The 23583-nt window shown below is 46.7% G+C and carries 12 protein-coding genes; 4 read left to right on the plus strand and 8 right to left on the minus strand.

What is annotated here, in order from left to right:
* Window positions 1-175: 175 nt before the first annotated feature.
* The 3 genes from QUB13_RS04785 to QUB13_RS04795 form a co-directional block, all read right to left on the minus strand.
* Entirely contained in the window at window positions 176-5104 is a 4929-nt protein-coding gene (locus tag QUB13_RS04785; protein WP_333379429.1) for a PAS domain S-box protein, read from the minus strand.
* Between the two features lie 641 nt (window positions 5105-5745).
* Complete coding sequence (locus QUB13_RS04790) at window positions 5746-6351, minus strand: DUF4276 family protein (RefSeq protein ID WP_333379432.1); 606 nt, start codon at window positions 6349-6351, stop codon at window positions 5746-5748.
* On the minus strand, window positions 6348-7502 hold the full coding sequence (locus QUB13_RS04795; protein ID WP_333379434.1) for an AAA family ATPase: 1155 nt from the start codon (window positions 7500-7502) through the stop codon (window positions 6348-6350). The genes QUB13_RS04790 and QUB13_RS04795 overlap by 4 nt, the downstream gene beginning before the upstream one ends.
* A 201-nt stretch (window positions 7503-7703) precedes the next feature.
* On the opposite strand from QUB13_RS04795, the gene QUB13_RS04800 reads away from it, so the two are divergent.
* On the plus strand, window positions 7704-8459 hold the full coding sequence (locus tag QUB13_RS04800; RefSeq protein ID WP_333379437.1) for a DUF561 domain-containing protein: 756 nt from the start codon (window positions 7704-7706) through the stop codon (window positions 8457-8459).
* A gap of 131 nt (window positions 8460-8590) precedes the next feature.
* On the opposite strand, the gene QUB13_RS04805 is transcribed toward QUB13_RS04800, so the two are convergent.
* Window positions 8591-9253 carry a hypothetical protein gene (locus QUB13_RS04805; protein ID WP_333379439.1) on the minus strand — a complete coding sequence of 221 codons (663 nt, stop codon included), beginning with the start codon at window positions 9251-9253 and terminating at the stop codon, window positions 8591-8593.
* 84 nt (window positions 9254-9337) lie between these two features.
* On the opposite strand from QUB13_RS04805, the gene QUB13_RS04810 reads away from it, so the two are divergent.
* The 3 genes from QUB13_RS04810 to dprA all read left to right on the plus strand — a co-directional run bounded on the left by QUB13_RS04810 (window position 9338) and on the right by dprA (window position 12161).
* A complete protein-coding gene (locus QUB13_RS04810) occupies window positions 9338-9988 on the plus strand; it encodes a DUF2301 domain-containing membrane protein (protein WP_333379442.1) in 651 nt (216 codons plus the stop codon).
* A 229-nt stretch (window positions 9989-10217) separates the two neighbouring features.
* Complete coding sequence (locus QUB13_RS04815) at window positions 10218-10886, plus strand: YdcF family protein (protein ID WP_333379444.1); 669 nt, start codon at window positions 10218-10220, stop codon at window positions 10884-10886.
* 123 nt (window positions 10887-11009) lie between these two features.
* A complete protein-coding gene (gene dprA, locus QUB13_RS04820) occupies window positions 11010-12161 on the plus strand; it encodes a DNA-processing protein DprA (protein WP_333379446.1) in 1152 nt (383 codons plus the stop codon).
* 398 nt (window positions 12162-12559) lie between these two features.
* Here dprA and QUB13_RS04825 read toward each other — a convergent pair whose 3' ends face one another.
* The 4 genes from QUB13_RS04825 to QUB13_RS04840 form a co-directional block, all read right to left on the minus strand.
* Entirely contained in the window at window positions 12560-20164 is a 7605-nt protein-coding gene (locus tag QUB13_RS04825; protein WP_333379449.1) for a DUF4347 domain-containing protein, read from the minus strand.
* A gap of 679 nt (window positions 20165-20843) precedes the next feature.
* On the minus strand, window positions 20844-21041 hold the full coding sequence (locus QUB13_RS04830) for a hypothetical protein (RefSeq protein WP_106148975.1): 198 nt from the start codon (window positions 21039-21041) through the stop codon (window positions 20844-20846).
* A gap of 53 nt (window positions 21042-21094) precedes the next feature.
* Window positions 21095-21967 (minus strand): 3'(2'),5'-bisphosphate nucleotidase CysQ family protein, encoded by an 873-nt coding sequence (locus tag QUB13_RS04835; RefSeq protein WP_333379452.1) that lies wholly within the window; start codon window positions 21965-21967, stop codon window positions 21095-21097.
* A gap of 269 nt (window positions 21968-22236) precedes the next feature.
* A complete protein-coding gene (locus QUB13_RS04840) occupies window positions 22237-23367 on the minus strand; it encodes a cupin-like domain-containing protein (RefSeq protein WP_333088806.1) in 1131 nt (376 codons plus the stop codon).
* Between the last annotated feature and the right edge of the window lie 216 nt (window positions 23368-23583).

Raw genomic sequence — 23583 nt, forward strand, 5'->3', positions numbered from 1 at the left:
TTGTTTGAGATAATGCGCGATCGAACAACCGTCGCACCCTCAAAATCATCGTCGGTAGAACCCGACTTGAGATGATTAACTTCTGCCTTTCTTCATCCCTTCTTCCTTCGCGCCCTTTGCGTCTTCGCGGTTCGTCAAACAAAGACTTTTCACACACAAAAAGACCTGGAAAAAATTAACCAGAACGATCGAGCAAATCCAACATCGTCTGCAGCAACTTGTCAGGCTCTAAAGGCTTAGAAAGATGCCGCTGGAAACCTGCAGCCAGGGCTTGCCGGTAGTCAATTTCTCCAGCATAAGCCGTGAGGGCGATCGCCGGCACAAGTCCGCCTTGCTCTGCAGGTAGAGCCCGAACCTGCTGCAGCAACATATAACCGTCAGTGTCGGGCATTCCAATATCGCTCAACAGCAGATCCGGCAAAGACACAATTAAAGCCGCCAAGGCATCGGTAGCGTTAGAAACTGCCGTCACGCTTGCGCCGCAATCCTCCAACAGAAAAACCACCAAATCTCGCGCATCAGCATCATCATCCACCGCTAACACCCGGATACCGCTCAAATTGAAGGACTTCTCCGGCGGCGCACTTGCAGCAGGAATTGTCGGAGGTTGCACGGGCATCAGGGGGATTTTGACTGTAAAAGTCGCGCCTTTTCCTTCGCCTGCACTGTCGGATATCACCGTGCCGCCGTGGAGCTCGACGAGATGGCGGACGATCGCCAATCCTAAACCCAATCCGCCAAACTTGCGCGTGTACGTGCTGTCAGCTTGCCGGAAATAGTCGAACACGTAGGGCAGAAAATCAGGTTCTATACCTTTGCCCGTATCAGTTACACTAATTTGAGCGTCAGTGTCAACCCGATCGAGAGCAATGTCGATTTTGCCTCCCGCCGGGGTGAACTTGACAGCATTTGAGAGCAAATTCCACACAACCTGCTGAAGCCTGCCCCCATCACCCAAAACCCTGCCGACATTCGGTGCAAATTGAGCGTTGATTTGAATCGATTTGACTTGGGCCGACAAACGTACAGTTTCCATAGCGCTGTCGATCGCCTCAGCTAAATCCACAGGTACAATATTCAAACTGACTTTGCCTTGCAGAATCCGCGACACGTCGAGCAAATCTTCGATTAGCTGAGTTTGTAGTTTGGCGTTGCGCTCGATCGTTTCTAGGGCGTAGCGCTGCTTTTCCGGTGTCAGCACGTTCGATTGCAACAGCTTTGCCCAGCCCATAATCGGGTTTAAGGGAGTCCGCAATTCGTGGGACAAAACAGCCAAAAATTCGTCTTTGACGCGGTTAGCCTGTTCTGCTTCCTCCCTGGCGGCCTTTTCGAGGGCTAGCAGGCGTTCTCGTTCCGCTTCTGCTTCGAGGCGATCGGTAATGTCGGTGTTGGTACCGCACCAGCGCAGCAAATTGCCTTTCTCGTCGCGCACCGGCACGGCGCGGGAGAGAAACCAGCGGTAGGAGCCGTCTTTGGCGCGAATCGGGAAAGTATCTTCCCAGGCTTCGCCTTTTTCAATGCAGCGCCTAAATTTTGCGACAACCCGATCGACGTGTTCCGGGTGGTGAACCTGCTGCCAGCCCCAGCCTTGCATTTCCTCGCTAGTAGTGCCGGTGTAGTCAAACCAGCGCTGGTTGTACCAGAAAATCCATCCTGTGGCATCTGTCATCCAAGCCAACTGAGCGATGTTGTCAGCTAGGGCGCGGAACCGATCCTCGCTCTCGTGCAAGTCCTGCAGGGTTCGCGCGTGCAGGATCGCCGTCCAGAGGCGAGCCACCATTTCCTGCACCAGCGAAACTTCATCAATCTGCCAGCAGCGCACTGCCTGTGATGTCACCGCCAAAACAGCCACCCAGCGCCCTTCCTGAAGGCAGGGAACATCGACTAAAGCGCGAATGCCAAGACCACCGTAATTATCGACCAAAGAGGCTGTATCCGGGTAATTAGCGATATCTGAGATGACAAGTGGTTGATTTGCCATACAGAGATTTGTCAATTCTGCCGTCTTAAAGTCTGAGATTTGATAGGTGCCGGCGATACTCGCTAAGCCCGGCCGGTGCCAGTCTCGATCGACCATTGCCACTCCCGCTGCAGTATCGATTTCGTACCAGATGCAGCGATCGACCTGTAGATATTCTCCCAGACTGCTCATAGCTTCCCACAACATTTCTGCGGCGTTGGAGCCTTGTGGCAAGCGGAGTTCGAGCCCGGAGAGAAACTGCTCGTTGAGTTGGGCTTTTTTGCGATCGTGAATGTCGGTATTCGTGCCGATCCACTCGACAATCCGGCCGCCTCCGTCGCGAATTGGCACGGCGCGGGACAAATGCCAGCGTTCCATTTGGTCGGAGGCCCGCCGCAGGCGGAACTCAACTTGATAAAATTCTCCGGTAATTTGACACTCTTGCCAGCCGGCAAAAGTTTCTGCCAAATCCGACGGCGGCACCAAAGACTCCCAATTGTTTTGAGTGGCTTCCTCGTAGGACATTCCCAGATATTCCGACCATTTTTGATTGGCAAAGCGAAGTTTTCCGGCGGTGTCTACATTCCAAATCAGGTGGGGCAGCGATTCAGCCAGGAAGCGGAAGCGGCGGTCGCTTTCTGCTAAGCTTTCTTCGGCTCGTTTGCGATCGTCAATATCAATGCCGATTCCGACCCATTGCAGCACTTTTCCCAGGCTGTCTTTGACGGGGACAAGTCGCGCCAAATGCCAGCGGTAGCTGCCGTCAAACCTGCGTACCCGACATTCAAATTCGTAGGATTCCCCTGCTTGAATCGCCTGAGTGCGGGTGGCGACAACTGCGGGCAAATCCTCATGATGAAATAATTCCAGCACCGGCACTGTCAGAGGCAATTCTGGAATCATGCCCGTGTAGCTTTGCCAGTGCTGGTTGCAAAAATCTAACCTGCCGTCGGCGGTGTTGATCCACATTAACTGCGGCACGGCATCGGCGAGGGTGCGGTAGCGATTTTCGCTTTGCCGCAGTGCTTCTTCTATTTGCCGGCGCTCGGTTTTGTCCTGCATGATTTTCAGGAAACCTTGCACGTCGCCTGCTGCGTCGCGCAGGGGCATCACCAGCCCGCTGCCCCAAAAGCGACTGCCGTCTTTGCGGAGGTGCCAGCACTCGTTTTCTGCTTTTCCCTCAGTTAGCGCTAGGTGCATTTCTAATTCCGGCTTTCTGGCTGCTGAGTCTTCTGGGGTGAAGATGATTCGTCCGTGCTGCCCGACGATTTCTGCTTCGGAATAGCCCAGCAATCGCTCTGAGCCTGCGTTCCAACTGGTAAAGTGTCCGCCGGTGTCGAGGGTGAAGATGGAGTAGTCTTTGGCGCTGTCGAGTATCAATTGGAGGTGGTTTTCGCGATCGCGCAGGGCTGTTTCTGCTTGTTTGCGCTTGGTAATGTCGGTTGTGAAGCCGACTACTTTGGTCACTTCGCCTTGCTGGTTGCGAATCGCGGTGCCGCGCTGCCAAACATCGATCCAGCGGCCGTCTTCGTGCCGGACTCGGTACTCGCTTTCGTAGCGTTCGAGAGTCAATATTGCTTCCGTCTCGGCCTCGATGCGGGCAAAATCGAGGGGATGGATGCGTTCTCTCCACCACTCTCGTGTTGCCGCTGCGTCCTCGGGGCGGACACCGATGAGGGAGTACAGTCCTTCGGAACGGTAAACGCTGTTGGATGACAGATCCCACTCAAACACCATGCCGTCGATCGCCCTTGTCGCTAGTTGAAAGCGGTTGTGGCTTTCTTGCAAATCGAGTTCGGCTTTTTTGCGATCGGTAACATCCAATACTACTCCGACAAACCGCACTGCGGAGCCTGCTGCGTCGTAAAAATAGCGCCCGGACACGCTCAACCAGCGGATTTCCTTGGTGTCGGCGCGGATGATGCGGTATTCCATCGAGTATAGCGCGCGGGTTTTTCGAGCTGTTTTGACTGCTTGCATGACTTGCTTTAAGTCGTCTGGATGCACGCAGTTTTTCCACATTCCGAGCGTTGTTTCGCCGCTCAATGTCGGTTCTCCGCCGAAAATCCTGAAATGGTTGGCCGACCAAATTACTCGATTTGTTACTAAATCTTGATCCCAGGTTGCCATGCCGGAGCCTTCGATGGCAACGCTCAAACGTTCTTCGCTTTGTTGGAAGGCTGTTTCTGTTTGTTTGCGATCGTTGATATCTGTCAGGGAACCCACGGCGCGCACGGGATTGCCCGACTCGTCCCAAACTGCTCGCCCTCTGACTAAAATCCATTTGTAGCGGCCGTCGGGACAGAGGATGCGGTATTCTCCGCAGTAATGGGAGGTTTTGGAGTGCAAATGTTCCTGCCACTTGCTTTGAATTCTCTCCAAGTCGTCGGGATGAATGTAGCTCACGTATTGGGCTAGATCCTTGACTTCTTCGGGCCGGCGTTCCAAAATCTGTAAACAGCGATCGCTCGCTACATGACAATTTGTTTGTAAATCGTGTTCCCAAATGCCGTCGTTGTTGCTCTGCAACGCAAGCTGCCAGCGTTCTTCGCGATCGAACAAAGCTTCTTTGGTGCGATCGGCGCGATCGACTTTTAGGGCGGCAACGGCAAAGTCTGCTAGCATCAGCCCGATCCGCAAGTCTTCGGTATCGAACTGGCCGCCATCGTGGGAGACAATCCAGATTGCTCCCAGCGGTTGATTTTCTGCTAGCAGCGGCAGGACTAAGGCTTCGGCGATCGGCAGCGGGCGCGGCAGCAAGTCCTGCAAGTATTGTTCTGGATGCAGGTAAAGCTGGGGAGTTTGGAAGTCTAGATTGGCTCCGACTTCATTGAGCGTCCGAGGTTTGTTTGGTTGTTCTGCGGCTTCCCACGCGCCCGCTAAAGCTTCCCAATAAAAAGTTTGTTCTGATGTGGCATTTTCTGCTAGCAAGCAGACTCCGGCACTATCTGCGCGGCACAACTCTCGCGCGATCGCCGCGAGTGTTTGGAGCATGGTGCGGGGGGAGGTTGCCAGTTTTCGGGCAAGGGTTTGCAGCGCCCGATTTTCTGCGTGCAAATCGGGCGATCGAGGGGTGCGGCGCGACAGAAGCTTTGCGATCGAAATGTCGGTTAAATTAGTTTGTGGGGTTTGCCAAGTTTCCATCTATCTAGTCGTTTTGATGTCTTTCTGTTCCTGCGGGCGGTCGGATATCAGAGCGCACTTAAATTATCTGCTACATTTTATTATCTACCGACAGACATAATCTGTTATCTGTCTTTGGAATTACTTTTGAATTTTTCTGCCCGTTGATTGAGAGCGTTCCAATGTGGTAAAAAGTATTTTTTACGAGTGGAAACATCCCAAGGGCTTTATATATCTTTTTAGCGAGTAAGAGGCTCTCACGGAGAGTGAAAGCTTTCACGCTTGATGGTGGAGCATCTCTGCGGAAATTTAAAAGCGTTGTTGAGAAGTGCGATCGTCCCGCACAGCACAGTATATACATATATAGCCTTTCTGTGCTCTGGTATGAGGTACTATCCGGGATAGGGCATAGGGCATAGGGCATAGGGCATAGGGCATACCTCACTTTTTTGATAACTATAGTAAGCCAGATGTGATATCAATTCCGGTTGCACTCATACACTCATACATGATTGTTGACTGTTGACTGTTGACTGTTGACTGTTGACTCGATTTTATTATTCCGATGTAACTGGAAACGATATGAAACCCCGCCATAGCTTGATTAAAAATTTTGATTGCTCCAGGACAAGACTTGCGGGCTTGTATCGTTTTGGAACCGATCAAGGAATCAATTCGCCCCCACAAAGAGATAAAATAGTATTCAAAAAAGCCTTTAATTCAGGACAGACTACCGCAGCATCCATGAGATTTTGTCCGTCTAATATTCTTTTGGCATCCCGCGCTTTATCGTAGCTCCGACATTTCCCCTGTTCAAATATTTCTTTAATCCGATAAGAAGGTGGATTATTGTGATTGACAAGTTCGGGAAAACCGCTAGGAACCGCTCTATTACCTCCTGATATTTGCTGAATTTTTGACCAAAAAGGTAACAGCCAAGCTTCAAAGTCATGGGAAGCTGCATGGGGATAAAATTTAGGATTGTCCCCCACCCATTGTTTCATTTTAGCCTTAGCATCCGCTGCATCTTTAAAATCTTTAGTACCCGTATAAACATCTGTTAATGCAATTACAGCATCATAGGCATCTCTACCAGTCAATAAATTTTCCACAACGCGCCTGAGCTTTGCTTCTTTGTGAATGCGACCTTCACAAGATATCAGCTTTAATTTTGGCATCTGCTGTCCCAGGCGTGACTTAAGAAATTCTTGCAACTTAGCCTTAAATGCCATTTCCGTTGCTCCTTCAACCAAAATAGCAATTTTCACGGTCTGCCTCCAAAAATGTTCATTGCCCAAAGCTGATCCAAGCTATAATCTTCTAACCAGTGTTCTAAGTCTATAGAGTCAGCCCAAGTTAGAGTTGTAAGACCATCTTCAGCATCACAAACTAGCACCTCGTGAGGCTTTAAAAATCGGATAAGTCTATCAGAATGAGTTGCTACAATTAGTTGAGTTCTTTTAGAAGCTTCTCTCATGGCATTCGCTAACAGTTGTAACAACTCTGGATGTAAACTAACTTCCGGCTCATCAATCAGCGTTACAGCAGTCAAATCTCGGCTTTGCAGTAGGGTGATTAACCAGAGAAACCTGAGCGTCCCTTCGGATAGTTGGTGCATATAAAAAGGATGATCAAAATTTCTATCCTTCCAAGTCATTGCTAAAGTTCCGGCTGCTACTGGCGGAAAACTCAACCTTTCAAAATCAGGAAAAGCCGCAGCTAGTGTATCTTGGATAATTTCAAATCGATTTGGATCTGTTTCTCGCAGGTAATAGAGGCATGAAACTAAATCTTCTCCCTTGGCACCGGGCAAAGTTGCAGGCCGCATAGATTGAGGTAAACGGATCGGACTTTGAGGGGAAAGATTCAACTCGCCCGCCTTATAAAAGCTACATGAAGCTAAGTGCTGCCTCAATGTTTCTGGTTCCCGATACATCTTAGGAACCTGAGCGAGTGAGCTTTCCAAACGATTGTACTGCCAGTTTGGACGTAGTAGCTTTTCATCGTCTGGACTGAAATATCTGACATCTAAACCGCGAGATTCAATATACTTAAAAGGTTGAGAAGCATGGCGATTGCGCTGTTGGATTAGAGTTTCTGAACCAATTTCATAGAATTGACCTTTGGTTGCAAGTTTCAGAGAATAGTTAAGCGGTTCCTGATTCTCTATAGGCATTGATAAGGAGATTGACACGCTATCAGCCCGGTCTAATGTTACCATCTGAGTTAAACCGCCCAACTCTGAAATTTTGGACTGTAACTGACCGTTGGCTGATGCTGCTAAAAGTGAGAATATTTCTAAAAAAGAACTTTTGCCAACACCGTTAGCACCAATCATCACAGTCAGGGGTCGCATTTCTACCTCTGCCGAAAACAAACGGCGAAACCCCTCGATCTTTAAGCTATCAAATGCGTTCATAACTTTTGCCCTTGAGCTTAGAGAATTGTAATATGCACAATATTATTCCAGAATCGCGCTTTTTTCCCTATGAGTTGGGACTTGACCTACATTTGCATTCTTTTTGAAGGGTGTAATTAAAAATTCAGAATAAAAAATTAAAAATTGTTCTAATCCGTGTCAAAATGAGTCTAAGAAATTTTTTGAGTTGGAAAACTAACGATGAGTGTAAATTCTAAATTGCAGCGCGCATTTGATCAAGGCCGCGCCTTGAAAATTATCAGCGGTTTAAATAATTTTGATGCAGCCAACGTTGCGGCTGTTGTCAAAGCAGCGGATCTCGGCGGTGCAACATTTGTCGATATTGCTTGCGATCGCGATTTGGTATTGATGGCAAAACAGTTGACAAATTTGCCAATTTGTGTATCGGCGGTGGAACCGCAAAAGTTTGTGGCTGCGGTAGAAGCTGGCGCTGATTTGATTGAAATTGGCAACTTTGATGCTTTCTACGCACTAGGCCGCCGCTTTGAAGCTGAGGAAGTTTTGGAGTTGACTCGCGAAACTCGATCGCTATTTCCGAACATCACGCTTTCTGTCACAGTTCCCCACATTTTGGCACTCGACAAACAAGTGCAGTTAGCAACAGAATTAGTCAAAGCTGGCGCTAATATTATTCAAACCGAAGGCGGCACTAGCGCCCAACCAATTCACGCCGGAACTTTAGGATTAATTGAAAAAGCAGCGCCTACTTTGGCCGCAGCCTTTGAAATTTCCCGCGCCGTACAAGTTCCCGTACTCTGCGCTTCGGGCATCTCCAGCGTCACCGCACCGCTTGCTATTGGCGCGGGCGCTGCGGGTATTGGTGTCGGTTCTGCTGTCAGCCAACTTAATAGCGAAGTGGCGATGATTGCTGCAGTTCGCAGTTTGGTGGAAGCTTTGGCAAAAGTAGAGCGATCGCACTTTGCTGCTTCAATTTAATTAAGAAGTTCGGCAACGAGTAATGTGCGGGATTTAATAGATAGAATTCCCGATTAACCATGACTCCTGCCGTCATCAGTCATCAATAAGAGGGAAGAAGGAAGAAGATTTTTTTCCCATCTTCCCCGACTTTAATAGTTGATCCACCACACAGCATAATCTTGCAATAACTGATGGTTTGGGGAGATAACATCGACTGCTTTTAACTCTGCTAAAAGCAAGATAAATCTTTTGCGATCGCCGACGCGCTGCACTCTGGCAAAAATGCCGTCTTCAGTAACCACAAAATCCTCAACTCGGTCAATTATGAATTTATCAGTATAAGAAGGTTGAGTTTTTTTAAGCCTTGCATATTCTTTTTTGCTACCCAAACCAATTGTATACTCTTCTTCCCATTCAAACTCTTCTATACCCGTAACCTGGCAGGGACATTGGATATGTTGCTTGATGTATTCTAGATATTTAATTGAATTGTCGCGGGTGGAATTAATATTTTTAGTTCCTAAGATTTTTTTAATTTGGGTTTCAAATTTTTTGTCGTTAAATGGGTTGTTTTCAGCAAACTGGGCGAACACTTCTGGATTGAACCCCCCTGTCAATTCCGGTATCTCGGCAAGCAAGCGCTGCAAGTCGTTGAACGGTTTCGGTCTTCTGCCTGCTACAATGGTTTCATCAAGCTGGACTGGAGGAAGTTCTGATTCTGAAAGCAGAGGTTTGGTTTGATTTGGGCGATCGTCAAATTTAGACTTGTTAACTTTAGATTTGTTAAGTTGAGGTTTGTTAAATTTAGGCATCGCTCGGTTCCGCTGTACTGGTTAATTAATAAAGTATATCTTGGCAGAAGTACATTCGTGTCTGATAGATAGGAGGAAGCTGTGATGCAATTACTGAAATCGCCCGATGAATCGGAAGTCTATCAAGGGCAATTCGGCGAGTTTACGATTACTCAAAGCGATCGCACCGGAGTGCTGATCTACCGCGCCGGGTTGGGAGTGGCGGCGCTGTGTTTGGCGGTGGGCGCTACTCTGGTGTTACAAAGCGGCGACAACCCAACAGCAATCCAAGCTTTAACGCCTGTTTTTGCGTGTTTCTGGATAGCTTTAGGCGTTAGTTTAGCAACTATTCACATTTACATGATTCCGCTGCACCGCACGTTACAGGCGTTTTGGGCGATCGGCGGCGCAGCAGCAGTATTTGTCGCCCTACAAAGCAGCGAACCTTTAGCTTTAGCAGTGTACCAAAATCCAGCGACTTTGTGGGGAATTGGCTTTACTTTTGCGGCATTAAATGGCATTTATTTTAAAGAAGCTTTTTGCTTCAACCGCCTAGAAACTAAGTTTTTAACTCCGGGAGTTCCGCTGTTGATTTTAGGACATATTTTTGGTTTTCTGTCACCGGAGAACGAACAGTTGTTGCTGGGATTTTGGGCAATATTGTTCATCATTTTTGCAGTCCGCAAGTTCTTTCAACCTATACCGCAGGACATCGGAGATAAGAGCGTTTTTGAGTACCTCAAACAAAAACAGTAGAGAAGGTTAGGCAGCGGATTTAGTAGCGGATTTAATGGATTTAATTTTGCACTCGCAAGTTAAGTTTTTTGGCGTAATTTCTATTAAGATTGGTTGGCGATCGCACTCGGACTCAAGAAACCGGGTTTTGTACATCTGTGGGGTGCAACTAAGTAGTTTAAGAAAAACCCGGTTTCTAGCCATTGGTGCGTAAATCCTCAAGAATTCTCTCGATCGGAATTTTGCCAGAATGCGAAAACCTCAAATCAAAATTAGTCTGATCCGCCGCCGAGAAATGTGGGCAATTACCTGGGAAGGTTGGGTAATTGCGATCGTGGGATTAATCATTGCAATGGTCTTAATTATCACAAATATTTATCCATTTTTTGCGGTAAATTCGCCGCTGAAATCAGATATATTGGTTGTCGAAGGGTGGTTGCCGGATTATGCGATCGAAAGTGCGATCGCCGAATTCAAAAAAGGCAAATACCGCCAATTAATTACTACTGGAATTCCAGTAAATAAAGGCTACTATCTCGCTGAATATAAAAATTATGCCGAACTGACAGCAGCGACTTGTATAGCCCTAGGATTTGATAAGGACAAACTGGTAGCCGTACCCGCACCGAATGTCATGAAACACCGCACAGGCGCTTCTGCGATCGCCCTTCGAGATTGGCTGGCTGCATCGCCCCTAAAAGTAGACACAATTAATCTCTATTCCTTTGGCCCTCACGCCCGCAGAAGTTGGATGGTTTTTAAAGAAGTGCTGCATCCTGAAATTAAAGTCGGGATAATAGCTGCAGAACCGCAAGATTATAACCCGCAGGAATGGTGGAAATCGAGCGAAGGTTTTCGGACAGTAATTGGGGAAATCATAGCTTATATTTACGCCCGTTTTGTCGATTGGAAAGCTTAGCCATTCTTTTTAACTCTTCCCCTTCTTCCCTTCGCGTTCTTTGCGCCTTTGCGGTTCGTTAAAAAAAATCTATATCCCACCCAAAATGATAAAAACATTTTCAGATCTATTGAGGGCAAGTCGTTGCTAGAAGAACGCGCTTACTGGTTAGCATGGTCGCAGATTAGCGGTATCGGGCCAATTTTGTTGCAAAGATTGCACCAACAATTTCCTAGTTTGGCAGCAGCTTGGACGGCTAAGCCCGTAGATTTAATGCGAGTCGAAGGGTTTGGGAAACAGACAATAGAAACGGTTTTGCAAGAACGATCCAAACTCAATCCCCAAGAATTTATTGAACAACATCTTATTAAAAATCCCTGTTTTTGGACGCCCGCCGATCCAGATTATCCCAGCTTGTTATTAGAGATTCCCAATCCGCCGCCGGTGCTGTACTATCGCGGTTTAGTTGACCTTAAGGAAAATTGCGGAATTACGCCGACGGTAGCAATTGTTGGCACTCGCAGTCCTTCGGAATACGGGCGGCGTTGGACTCGCAAATTGAGTGTGGCTTTGGCTACAAACGGTTTTACTGTGGTTTCGGGATTTGCTGCGGGAATTGATACGGAGGCTCATACAAGCTGTTTGGAGGCTGGAGGCCGGACTTTGGCTGTTTTTGGTACTGGGGTTGATATTGTTTATCCTAGGCCGAATGAGCGGTTGTGCGATCGCCTGTTGCAGCAGGGATTGGCAATTAGTGAATATCCGGCGGGAACTCAACCGAATAAAACTAATTTTCCGCGCCGAAATCGGATAATTGCTGGCTTGAGTCGGGCTACAATTGTGATAGAAGCTCCGCACAAATCGGGTGCTTTAATTACTGCTTATCAAGCTAATGATTTTTGCCGGGATGTGTATGTTTTGACGGCAAGATTGGATGATGAGCGGTCTTTTGGTTGTTTGGAGTTGCTGAGTAAAGGTGCTCATCCAATTCTCCCGAATAGCGATCGGCTGTTAAGCGAAGACAGGTTGTTGGAAATGCTCGGAGCTATGCCAAAATTGGATAATGCCAAGCAGTTGTCGCTGTTTCCGCCAAATCCGACGGTTGAGAAGCGCACGCCGCCGTTGGAGCCGGAATTGGCTAAGGTGTTAAGTGCGATCGGCTCCGGGACAATTTCTTTTGACACAATTGTGGAAGCAGCGGGATTAGAAGCGGGAACAGTTTCTGGTATACTTTTGCAGTTGGAATTGTTGGGATTAGTTTCGCAGTTGCCGGGAATGCGTTATCAGCGCTGCTGATGTGAAAATGTTAGATACTCGGCGGTTGAAACCGCGTCTTGTCAGACAAAATCCGCCGACGCGGATTCAAGATGATTCGGCGGTTGAAACCGCGTTTACGCAAACAAAATCCGCCGACGCGGATTGAAGATGATTCGGCGGTTGAAACCGCGTCTACACAAACAAAATCCGCCGGCGCGGATTCAAGATGATTCGGCGGTTGAAACCGCCGAGATGCCGGGGGATAAGGGATTCCTTAATTTCTTAGTCGGCGCAGGCCGACATCGTTTGTGTAGACGCGGTTTCAACCGCCGAGTGAATATGGCTTAGTCGGCGCAGGCCGACATCGTTTGTGTAGACGCGGTTTCAACCGCCGAGAAGCCAGGGGATAAGGGATTCCTCCCCCGGCGCATTCAATCTTAAATCAATCCGAAATTGGCAGCGCTAATACTGCTAGCAGAAACTCCACTGAGAGAAGCTAAAATTTCCCCAGTTTGTGCGAACCGAATTAAAGTTGCACCGCTATCTTCGGCAATTGCCAACTGCGAGAAACTCAACCCGCTACCCAATACTAACAAGTCTTGACCGAGTTCAAAGTCATCAATTGTATCAATACCGGAATTGGTAGAGAGTAAGAACTTATCATTGCCTACATCCCCTACTAAGGTATCATCTCCCAAATCGCCACTGAGGAAATCGTTACCCTGACCTCCTAGCAGAATATCATTGCCTTGACCGCCGTAGAGAGTATCTTCACCTTTTTCACCCAGCAGGATATCTTCACCTCGATTGCCAGAAAGGAAGTCATTACCAGCGCCGCCTGTCAAGGTATCAAAACCCTTGCCGCCGTAAAGGGTATCGTCGCCAATTCCGCCATCGGTCAAATCGTTGCCTTGATTGCCATTCATCCAATCGTTGCCGTCAATACTAAACAGCAAATCATTTCCCTTTTTGCCGCGCAAAATGTCATCAGCAGCGCTACCGAAGAGGGTATCGTCACCATCAGTGCTTTCGGTAGTATTTTCCCCATCTTTAACGAATTCAATACCGCTTTCTGGGAATGGTTCATCGGGTGTAGATGGTGTACTAGAGTCATCAGTATCTAAAGTATTGCGGACTGTTGGATTGTTAGCTGTCGCGGACTGAATTTTGGTATTGAGAGATGTGCCAGTATTTTCGGAAATCGCCGACTGAATTGTCTTATTTCCGGCTGCGACTTGCTGTAAATCTTGGGCTACTTCTCCTTGTGCGACTTTTTGGATGCGGGCGATTTCTGTGGCGGCATCGGAGGGCGAGGAATTGCTGGAGGCGAGCTCACCAATTCGCTGATTCCCCTCTGCAATAATTTGGGAAACATCCGAGGCAATACTAGATAGTTGCGGTGCTTGCAGTTGACTCGTCGCCGACTGAATAATTGCCTGCAATTGTGTGGAATTGCTTAAGTCTAGAGTCCCAGGTTTAATTTGATTGGCAACGGCGGAAATTACGGTAGAGGCAATTTCATTTTTAGGGGTAGTTGCAGCACCGCTAATTAAATCTGTTATCAAAACAATGGTATTTTGCACCTGAGCGTGTGCTGCATAAACCGCCAAACCGTTCGGATCGTTTTGAGTAATTGCCTGTAGCGGATCGTAGCTAGTCAAGTCAATTGTTGACGACAGTCCTAGTGCAGATTTAACCTGATTTTGCCCCTGATTTTGGTCAGTACCTTGCTCGACTAACTCGGTCAATAGGGTAGTTAACGGAGTGACTACAGTAGCATCTGGTGTCGCAAATAGGGGTGTTTGCTGCGGCAAATAAGTAGAGGTATTGATGCCATCTATGAGTACAATTTTGCCTTCATCCGGTTCGAGGTCGCCGCTATTATTTGTGTCGAACTTGTCAAGAGAAACATCCAAGTCAAAGCTGCCATCCGCGTTAGTAATTGAGAACGGTTCGTTTTCATCTTGGATTCCATTAAAGTTGGCATCGAAGAAGACTGTCGCCCCGGCCATGTAACCGTTAATTGCTTTGCCCCTAGTGCTAGAACTCGGCCCCAAACTAAACTTAGCTAGCTCAAATGTGGCAAAATTATTATCGTAGACTGTTTTGTAATCAAATCCGCAAGGATAAGGTATGGTGATTGCAGGGGTAGTGCCGCCACCCAACCACCGCGGAAGTTTTTTGGCTCCCACGATAGTTTTCTCACAGAATTTTACTGAAATTGACTTAACTTGAGCACCCAAGAAAGCATTAACTTGTCCTGTTACATCAAACAGTGCCGATGGTTGGCTGATGCGGGAAGTAATTTCCGATGTTCGGATTTTTCCATCACCACCTTGTTTGGGCTGGAATTCTCCAATATCTATCAAATCAATGCCAACTTTTCCTTGAATTCCACCTTTGACATAGCCCTCGGCAATGCCAACATCTATCCCAGCACCCACGGCAATACTAGCGTCAAGTGTGAGTTCGTCAACATCTGGCCCTGTACCGTCAGCATTTTGGCGATCGCTCACATAAAACCCATCCAAAACTTTACTAGCAGAACCAGAAGCAAAATTAGAGTTTTTCCATTCACTTAATCCGTAGGTATCGTAGCCAAATCCTAGATGAGCTGAGGCGCTAAACTTGCCTTCAAGTAAACCCTTGATCGGTCCCCAAATCGGAAAATCTTTCCGAATATTAAAGTCAAATCCCAGTTTTGGCATCTGATAGGTGAATACCGGAACATCCGGTTTACCTATCAGCAATTGAATCGCGGTTTGTGGCTTGGTCAAGAGTGGGATATCAAAGCCATTAATATCTTGTAAAGCATTTAAGAATTCCTTGACCTTGCCACTTGTTTTGGAGTTGATTTGTTGGTTAGCGGTTTGCTGTACAGCAGTTTTTGGAACTGGGGAAGCATTCTGAAGATTTGCACTGTTATTGGAAACATCTATATTCCCCAGAGTGTAGGAACCTAAGTCGATTTTATCGGGAGAGTTTGCTATTTGGTTAGCCAAATTAACAACTTTATCAACCTTGGCAACCGCATCTAAAAAGCGAGTATCGATATCGCGACCCGAGATTTTGGCGGCCAGTTCTAGTACGCTGACTTTGCCATCCCCATTTTTATCAAATGGCCCCGCTATACCTAATTTAGACAGTAACTTGGTGTCGGCATTCAGAAAGTTGATAACTGGTCGAAATGGTTTAATGACATCGGAAATTTTACCGACAATTGGTTTGGCAAAATTATTAACAAATGTCCCCAAATCTAGTTGCATATTGTTAAATGCAACTGCGGGATTTTGTGGCCCGGTTAATTGACCGTTAGCGTAATTTAGGATCGGCCAATTAACCGCTAAGTCGAAGTTATAGGAGGGGAATGCAGCATTGCCATTGATGCTGGTTTTTCCTGTGAGACCGAGATTAGCATTGCTCTTTAAGTTGGCATTAAATAAGTCTTTGAACTGATAGTTGCCTTGCAGCTCTGGCAAAGTGAGGCGAGGGCCATCATTCGGGCCGCCCAGATTGTCTAAGTCATTGAGCTTGACTTCGAGGTTGGCATCGACTTTAGTAGGGTTTTTGGTATCGTTTGCCAGGTCTACTTGGAAAAAACCTAAGTTGCCTTTTGCCTTGAATTGGTCATTTAGACCCAAGTCAATGTTGGCGGTTAAGTTGGTTTTGTCAGTATCTATGTAGCAGCCGAAATCTTTACTAACACCAACTCCTAGGGACAAGTTGTAGTTGTATTTTGATTTGGCTTTTCCATCTACATCTAAGCTTAATGCCGGTACTCCCAAGTTTTTAGAAAGATTGATATCTGGAAACTGATATTGCCTGCCAAGAGTAATTAGCAAGGTACTTTCATCAGCACTAGAATTCCCAGTTAGAGCAACATTGTAGTTCGATCCCAGAGCAGCGCGGATGCTATTTTCTAACTGACTCAGACTTTGATTAGCCCCATTTTTGATCGTATCGACCAGCTTAGTCTTGATGTTGCTAATAAAATCTGGGGAAATGTTCTTGAGCGGGCCGACAATGGGTAGGTTAACTTTTTGTAATTGGTCGTCAAGAATTTTTTCAAGTTTATCCAATCCAGCTTCTACGCCGCACCAATTCTTCTGTGTCTCGATGGTACCAGCAGGTTTGTCATTGCCTCCAATGCGTAGCAGTGCAGGCGTTGGCGTTGGTGTAAGTGATGGTGTCGGTGTAGGAGTACCTGTCGGTGTCGGAGTCGGAGTGACAGATGTCGTCGGAGTTGGAGTCGGAGTGACAGATGTCGTCGGAGTCGGAGTCGGAGTGACTGATGTCGTCGGCGTCGGAGTCGGAGTGACAGATGTCGTCGGCGTCGGAGTCGGAGTGACAGATGTCGTCGGAGTTGGAGTCGGAGTGACAGATGTCGTCGGCGTCGGAGTCGGAGTGACTGATGTCGTCGGAGTTGGAGTCGGAGTGACAGATGTCGTCGGCGTCGGAGTCGGAGTGACTGATGTCGTCGGAGTCGGAGTCGGAGTGACTGATGTCGTCGGTGTCGGAGTCGGAGTCGGAGTGACTGATGTCGTCGGAGTCGGAGTCGGAGTCGGAGTGACCGATGTTGTCGGAGTTGGCGTCGGAGTCGGAGTGACCGATGTTGTCGGAGTTGGCGTCGGAGTGACAGATGTCGTCGGTGTCGGAGTCGGCGTCGGAGTTGGAGTTGGCGGCGGCGGTGGCGCTACATCGTTATCAGCGATCGCCACTGTCACCCCTGGAACCACCACCACATTATACTTAGCATCAGTGCTGCTAAGACTGTGAGTAATTTTCCCGCTGTGTGCACCTTCGACAACCGCATCGTCAACAGCTATCACCGTAACGGGTTGAGCGACATTCCAATTATTGGGAGTGAAAGTGATAGGGGCGATCGGCTGAATCTGATTATCTGTTGTGAGAGTGAGAGTTACAGGGGCGATCGGCTGCGATTTCAGTGCTAAAGTGTACGTACCGTTTGCACCGCCTTCGGTAGCAGTTGTTTCGGCAACACTAACAGAAATACCAGCCGTATCATTGTCCTGATTGGTAATACCAACATCCGCTACCTCTCGGTTGCTGTAATTCGCATCTGTACTAACAGCAGCAGCCGTCACAATTTTGTAGTCAATATCGCCGTCAGCAACATTGTCATTAACTCCAGTTACTGTTACCGGTTGCGGCACATTCCAGCTAGCCGGAGTGAATGTTAAACTATTAGTCGAAACTGTTCCCTCAGCAACATTGTCACTGTTCAAACCGATAGTAACATCAGCAGTCGGCTGAGTATTCAGAACCACAGTAAAGTCAGCCTTACTGCCATCTTCGCCCGTAGTCAAGCCCGCCGTCGGATTCACCGTAATTCCCGGAGTTTCATTGTCACTGTTAGTGACGGCGACATCATCAGGATCGAGGTTATTGTAATTAGCATCGGTACTGACAGCAGCAGCCGTGACTATTTTGTAAGGTTGAGGGCCATCAGCTACTAAATCGTCAACACCACTCACCGTGATTGTTTGCGGTTGATTGTAGTTAGCGGAAGTGAAAGTTAAGCTATTAGTTGAAACTGTTCCTTCGGCAACATTGGAACTGCTCAAAGCTATCGCAACATCAGCAGTTGGTACAGCGTTTAATTTGACAGTAAACTCTGCCTTGCCGCCTGTTTCTGTTGTTGATATTGCCTTTGGGCTAACCGTAAAGCCGGCAGTATCATCATTAGTAATAGTTGTGGTAGCGGTAGCCGTCGGAATAGTCGGCGCGCCGCCAGGTGAAACTGGATTTGATAAAGTAATGACAACAGTTTCATCCGGTTCTATATTGGCCTCTCCTAGCACATCCAAAGTAATAGTTTTAGATGTTTCGCCCGCAGCAAAACTGATTTTACCAGTAGCAGCAGTTGCTCCAGAAGTACCGCCGATATTGTTGTAATCAGTGCCGTTTGTCGCAGTGCCGGTAATGGCATAATCTACCGTACTCCAAAGTTCCGTGCTGCCATTGCGAGTAATCGTAAATGTGGCGGGAGTTTTGCCAGAATTGCCTTCGGCAACGGTGGGATTGTTGGCAGCAATAGTATAAGAACTATTCCTGTCCAAGATTGATAATTTTACTTGACTCGTGCCGCCGGCAACACCGCCAGTAATCTGTCCCAAATTGAGAATTAACTGTTCGTTACTGTCAACGATATTGTCAGCCTTGATAGTTACTGCCACAGTTTGAGTCAGTGCAGCACCAGTCGCCCCGGCGGGGAAAGTAACAGTAGTAGGTGAAATTGTGTAATCGGCACCTTGAGTAGCAGTGCTGCTGGGATCGATGACAATTGGTACAATTACATCGGTGAGGGGAGTGCCACCGGCCAGACTCAGGGTGACATTAACTACTGTGTCGGTAGCCTCTTCATTAACACCGATGGTATTGGTGTATTGGGAAGTATTAAAGCTTACCGTATTAGGTGTATTTAGCAGCACTGAAACAGTGTTGTCTGAGAAGTTAGTTGCAGCAATATCCGGCCTGCCATCTCCATTAATATCCTTCACCACAACGGAAGAAGGAGCAGAATTAGCAGAACCTACCGGAAAGTCTATAGCAGTTTTAAAGTCACCATTACCTTTTCCTATTAGAACAGAAACGGCTTTAGCTGTACCGTTCGTCACAGCTAAGTCTGACTTGCCATCGCCGTCGATATCTCCGGCTGCTAGGAAAGTTGTACCCACTGCTAAAGTGGGAGCAGCAGTAAAAGTTCCGGGGTTTTTTTGTAACAGAATGGAGACATCTTTAGAAGTAAGATTAGCTACGGCCAAGTCATCTGTATTGTCCGCGTCAAATTTACCTGTGACGATCGAATAGGGCCCAGTTCCTACTGGAATAGTTGGACCATTTGTAAAGACTCCACTATCGTTTCCGAACAGAATTGAAACTGTGTTATCGGTGCGGTTCGCTGAAGCTAAGTCGTCTTGTTTCCCATCGCCATCAAAGTCACCCACAGCGATAGAAGTGGGCTGTCTTCCCACCAAAGAATTGACTGGTGCGCTAAAAGTCCCGTCGAGATTTTGCAACAGAATTGAGACAACACCGTTAGTAGGGGGGCTGCCGGTAGCATTATTGGTTGCCACAGCTAAGTCTAGTCTGTCGTCATTGTTAAAATACCCCGTAGCAATGTAATTAGGCCCATTGGTTGGGTTCAAAGATGATACATTAATGGGAGCACCCAAGCCACTGCTACTCCCAAAAAATATTGAGCCATAACTGCCCTTATCTACAACCAAGTCGTCATAGATATCTGTATTAAATTTAGCGACAGCGAGACCTTCTCTCCCCTGTGGCAACAGAGTAGCGGTGCCAAAGCTACCCGTGCCATTTCCTAACAGAATTGATGTGCCAGAACCGTTGCCACTGTTGGCAGCGGCACTGTTGGCCACAGCTAAGTCCTTTATTCCGTCACCATTAAAATCACCGACACCGAGGAAGACAGGATTTGAACCTACGGGAAAATTGGTAGCCGCACCAAAACTATTCAAAACGTACTCGTAACCTGCCAATACTTCCGCTGCAAATATTAGCGGTGTTTTGATTTCTCCGCTGCTGATTTCTAGTTCCCAGTCGCCACCCTTTGCAGCGCTTCCGGTGAGGTTTTGGGAAGCTGCAACACTAGCGCCCGTTAACTCACTCAAGCGTTTGACAAATGCTTTACCTGTCTCGCCTGCCGCTACGGAGCACCCGTAGAGTAGGATATTAGCTCGATTTTTGCCGATCGACTCAGTGGGTGGCGCAAACCACTTCTGTAGAGAATCCCGATCGCCCTCAATATCATCTAAACTCAAGCTACCGTCGCCCAATTGCAGGCTACCGGGAGCACCGTGAGAAACTATGTGAATGCTGTCAATATTGGTTCGATCGCGTAAAACTTCAGTAATTTGGTCGATCGCATCCTCATTCCCATCTAACACCACTACTTCCGTGCCCGGTGTTACCCCGGCTACCAAACTTTGATAATTTGGTACTTGAGTGTCGATAAAGGCGATCGCACTTTCTGAAACTCGATTATTTAAATTTGGCATAATACACCTGATTGGGGGTAAAAAAAGACAACAATTCCCCGGTTTCGCGACTTGCATCCGAAACTATTTTTGAAGCTTATAGCAACCATAACAGTTGTTTCAGAGAAAATATATAAACTTTTCTCCATAAAAACACTTAGTTATTAAAGTTTTGATAAAGATACAAAAATTAATTAAGTAATATTGCGTAACCGCCAGCACGAAGTTGATAATTCAACACAAAATCAATGAATTGCCAGTGTAATTATACGTAGGTATTAATATCGTATTTTTAATAGATATGTGCGATCGGGGCGGGTTTATGAGATTATGGGTCTTAGGCAATTATTTTTCGTAAAACCCGCCCCTACAGGTTATTCGTTAGAATATTTAAGGGCGATCGTAAATGAAATGCACAAGGGCGATCGGGTGCTTTATTTCTGAGCTAAAATTGCATCATAATCGCCATGATTCCCTATCCAAAACCATACAATACCTTCAGGTTTCTCAACTCCCAGAGCTCCGTAACTATCGCCTACTCGCACCGATTGCAATTGCTTTCGCCTGCCAACTTTTTTTTAAATGCAGTGAAGGATGATACGGATCGACTTTTAGTAATTGTAATTTTTATCAGCTAAGGCTTGTATTTCTTTAGGTAGCTGCTGATAGCAGTGCCAAAAACGCGGTAAAGTCAGATGCTTCATAACACTTTAGCCAATCCAGCTTCATACTCTGCATCAACTTCATCAAGTAGCGCATCCAACCGCCCATCCTCCAAATCCTCTTCAATTTGCCGATCCCAGACTTGTTGGCGATACTCTATCAGCCAAGTAGTTAACTCCGATAGTTCCTTAACCGACAAATTCATAATTGCTGTTTCAAGTTCTTTAACGCTCATACATTTTGCCACATTATGATATTATTAATATAGCAAATTATTTGCACTTAAATTCAACTCCCATCAATCCCTGCCAAAATCCTCTCAGCATCCCCGCACAAAGCATCGTGACAGCAACCGTTACTCGCCAACAATCCCCCCCACTGACTCACATCTCCCCGGTTGTACTGCAAAGCAGAACCATCAAAACGAGTAAATCGACCGCCCGCCTCAGTCAAAATTAATTCCGGCGCCGCCAAATCCCAATCCTTCGGTGCAGACTTCCCCGAAAGCGCAATATAAACATCAGCTTTTTGTTCCACAATTGTCGCAATTTTGCAGCCGATACTGCCCACAGCAAGTTGATTTTGACAAGGTAGTTTTTGTAACAATTGATTAAAGCGATCGCCCCGGTGACTGCGGCTGGTTACTATAGATAAATCTGCCACTACATTGCGCGCAGAAACCTGCAATTTCACCGCAGAACCCCCGCGACTTTCCCCAAAAGTACCAGCATCCCGAATTGCATAATAAATCTTTTGTTGTTCCGGCCAAGCCACAACTGCCAAAACTGGTCTTCCTTCAAACGCTAAAGCAATGTGAACGGCAAATTCCCCCGTCTTGTCAATAAAATCGCGCGTTCCATCCAAAGGGTCAATAATCCAAACCCAAGATTGAGGTAAAGGAACTTTGCCGTAACTATCTAAATAAGACTTGTAAGTTTCTTCGCTAAGATAGCCAAATTCTGCATTCCCTAAAACAGACTGCAATTCATCTAAAATGTAAGAATTAACAGCGATATCGGCCGCCGTAACTGGGCCGTCTTTTTTCTCTTGAATGTCCAGGTTTGGAGTCTGGGAATCGGGGCGATAGTAGGATTGCAAAATATCTGTCGCACCCCAAGCCGCCGCCCGCGCAATTTCGCTTAATTCTTCAAGATTTTTCATTTTTTAAACCGTAGATGAACGCTGATTTCACTTTCAGGTAGAGTTTATTGGCGACAACTTAACGTCAAACCGACTGTATCTCTTGTTTTTATCGAAGTTTAGATCCCCCCTAACCCCCCTTAATAAGGGGGGGACAAGAGCATTTTCAAAGTCCCCCTTCTTAAGGGGGATTTAGGGGAATCTAGACTTCGATAAAAAGCGACATTTATTATGGTTTTAGTCTTATTTTGTCACCAATGATCTCGGCCTCATTCTTCGTTTTGGCAAACTTACCAATTAATATGAGGATATTTCCATTCATAATAATTGGGAAACACAAAATTAGTAAACGACACCGAAATACTCACCTCTAGCGATTTTACATGATGCCACCAACCCACAGGAATAAATATAACTTCTCCCGGTTCTAAAATTACCTCAATGATTTTCGCATCTCTGTAAAGCGGATATTTGTCATAGTCGGGATTTTCGCCATCAACCTTGCTAAAAACTCCGACATGATTGTAAAGCAGAGGTGTTTGCTGCGGAGAAATCAATTTAATCAGCTTGCGTCCCGATACCTGTGCTAAAACTAAGTTAACTGGGTCGTGATGCAGCGGCGTAATTGTACCCTTCGGGCCGAACCAAAAGAAAACTCTGCCTTTTGTATCACCGGGATTGAGGTATTCTGGGAAAATCTCAAAGTCGTTAAATAGCGATTTAAATTCTTCTCTTTCCAGAGTTTGATTGTTAGCAACCATGTAGCAGTCGTTGCTGGGCCCACCGTTGACGACCATATCTACATACTCGCGGAAGAAAACGATTTTTTTGTGGTTGTGTACCTTAATTTCGTAATCCGGGTCTGAGTTGCGGTTGGCTTGAATTTCTACCTCTGCATCTCCATATTTTTGCTGCAAATACTCCGGTGTCCACAACTGTAATGCTTTCCAGTTGTGCATGATGTTGGTAATAATTACGGGAGTATTTTTAGCGTAGTAATTTTCTAAAAAATACTCTCTGGAAAGGCTGCTTTTGCGTTCGATTGTGCCAAACTTGGAAGAGAGTGCGGCTAATTGATTGTTGATGTTGAGTTGCGATTCCAGTTTCTGCAATAGCTGTACGTAATGGCTACCTGCTTGGAAGTAAGGATGAGATGATATTTCGGTAACTTCTGCGGTTGCTGTTTCGGCATCTATGCCTGTATTTACTAGGGCTTGAATGATTTCTGCGTCTGCTTTATTTAATAATTTGTTGGCCGCTACCCACTGTTTCAAGTTGTCTGGGACTTCTGGTTTGCTTGGCGCTGCTGCGAGTAGGTTTGGTAAGTTTTGCGTCAGCCATTCTAGATTAACCTGTTGTTGTTCGGTTAGGGTAATCCGCAAGGGGGGAAGTGTGATGCTTAGGGGTTGAGTTTCAGCCATGATTTGAGTGTTTTGTTTTGGGGTAGTTTTGTTTTGCTTGCAGGTGTTTTACTAATATAGCAATCTTGTTTGATTTGTGGATTTTTTGGGCGAACCGCGAAGACGCAAAGGGCGCGAAGGAAGAAAGGAGAGGGTTGATATGATTATTTTAGCTTAACAAGTGTTGTCTGTTTCTGTTTTCTGGGTGCGATCGCTTTTTTCCGGATAGTTGGGTTA

Source organism: Microcoleus sp. B4-D4, from assembly GCF_036705185.1.
In the GTDB taxonomy this organism is placed as follows: Bacteria; Cyanobacteriota; Cyanobacteriia; order Cyanobacteriales; family Microcoleaceae; genus Microcoleus.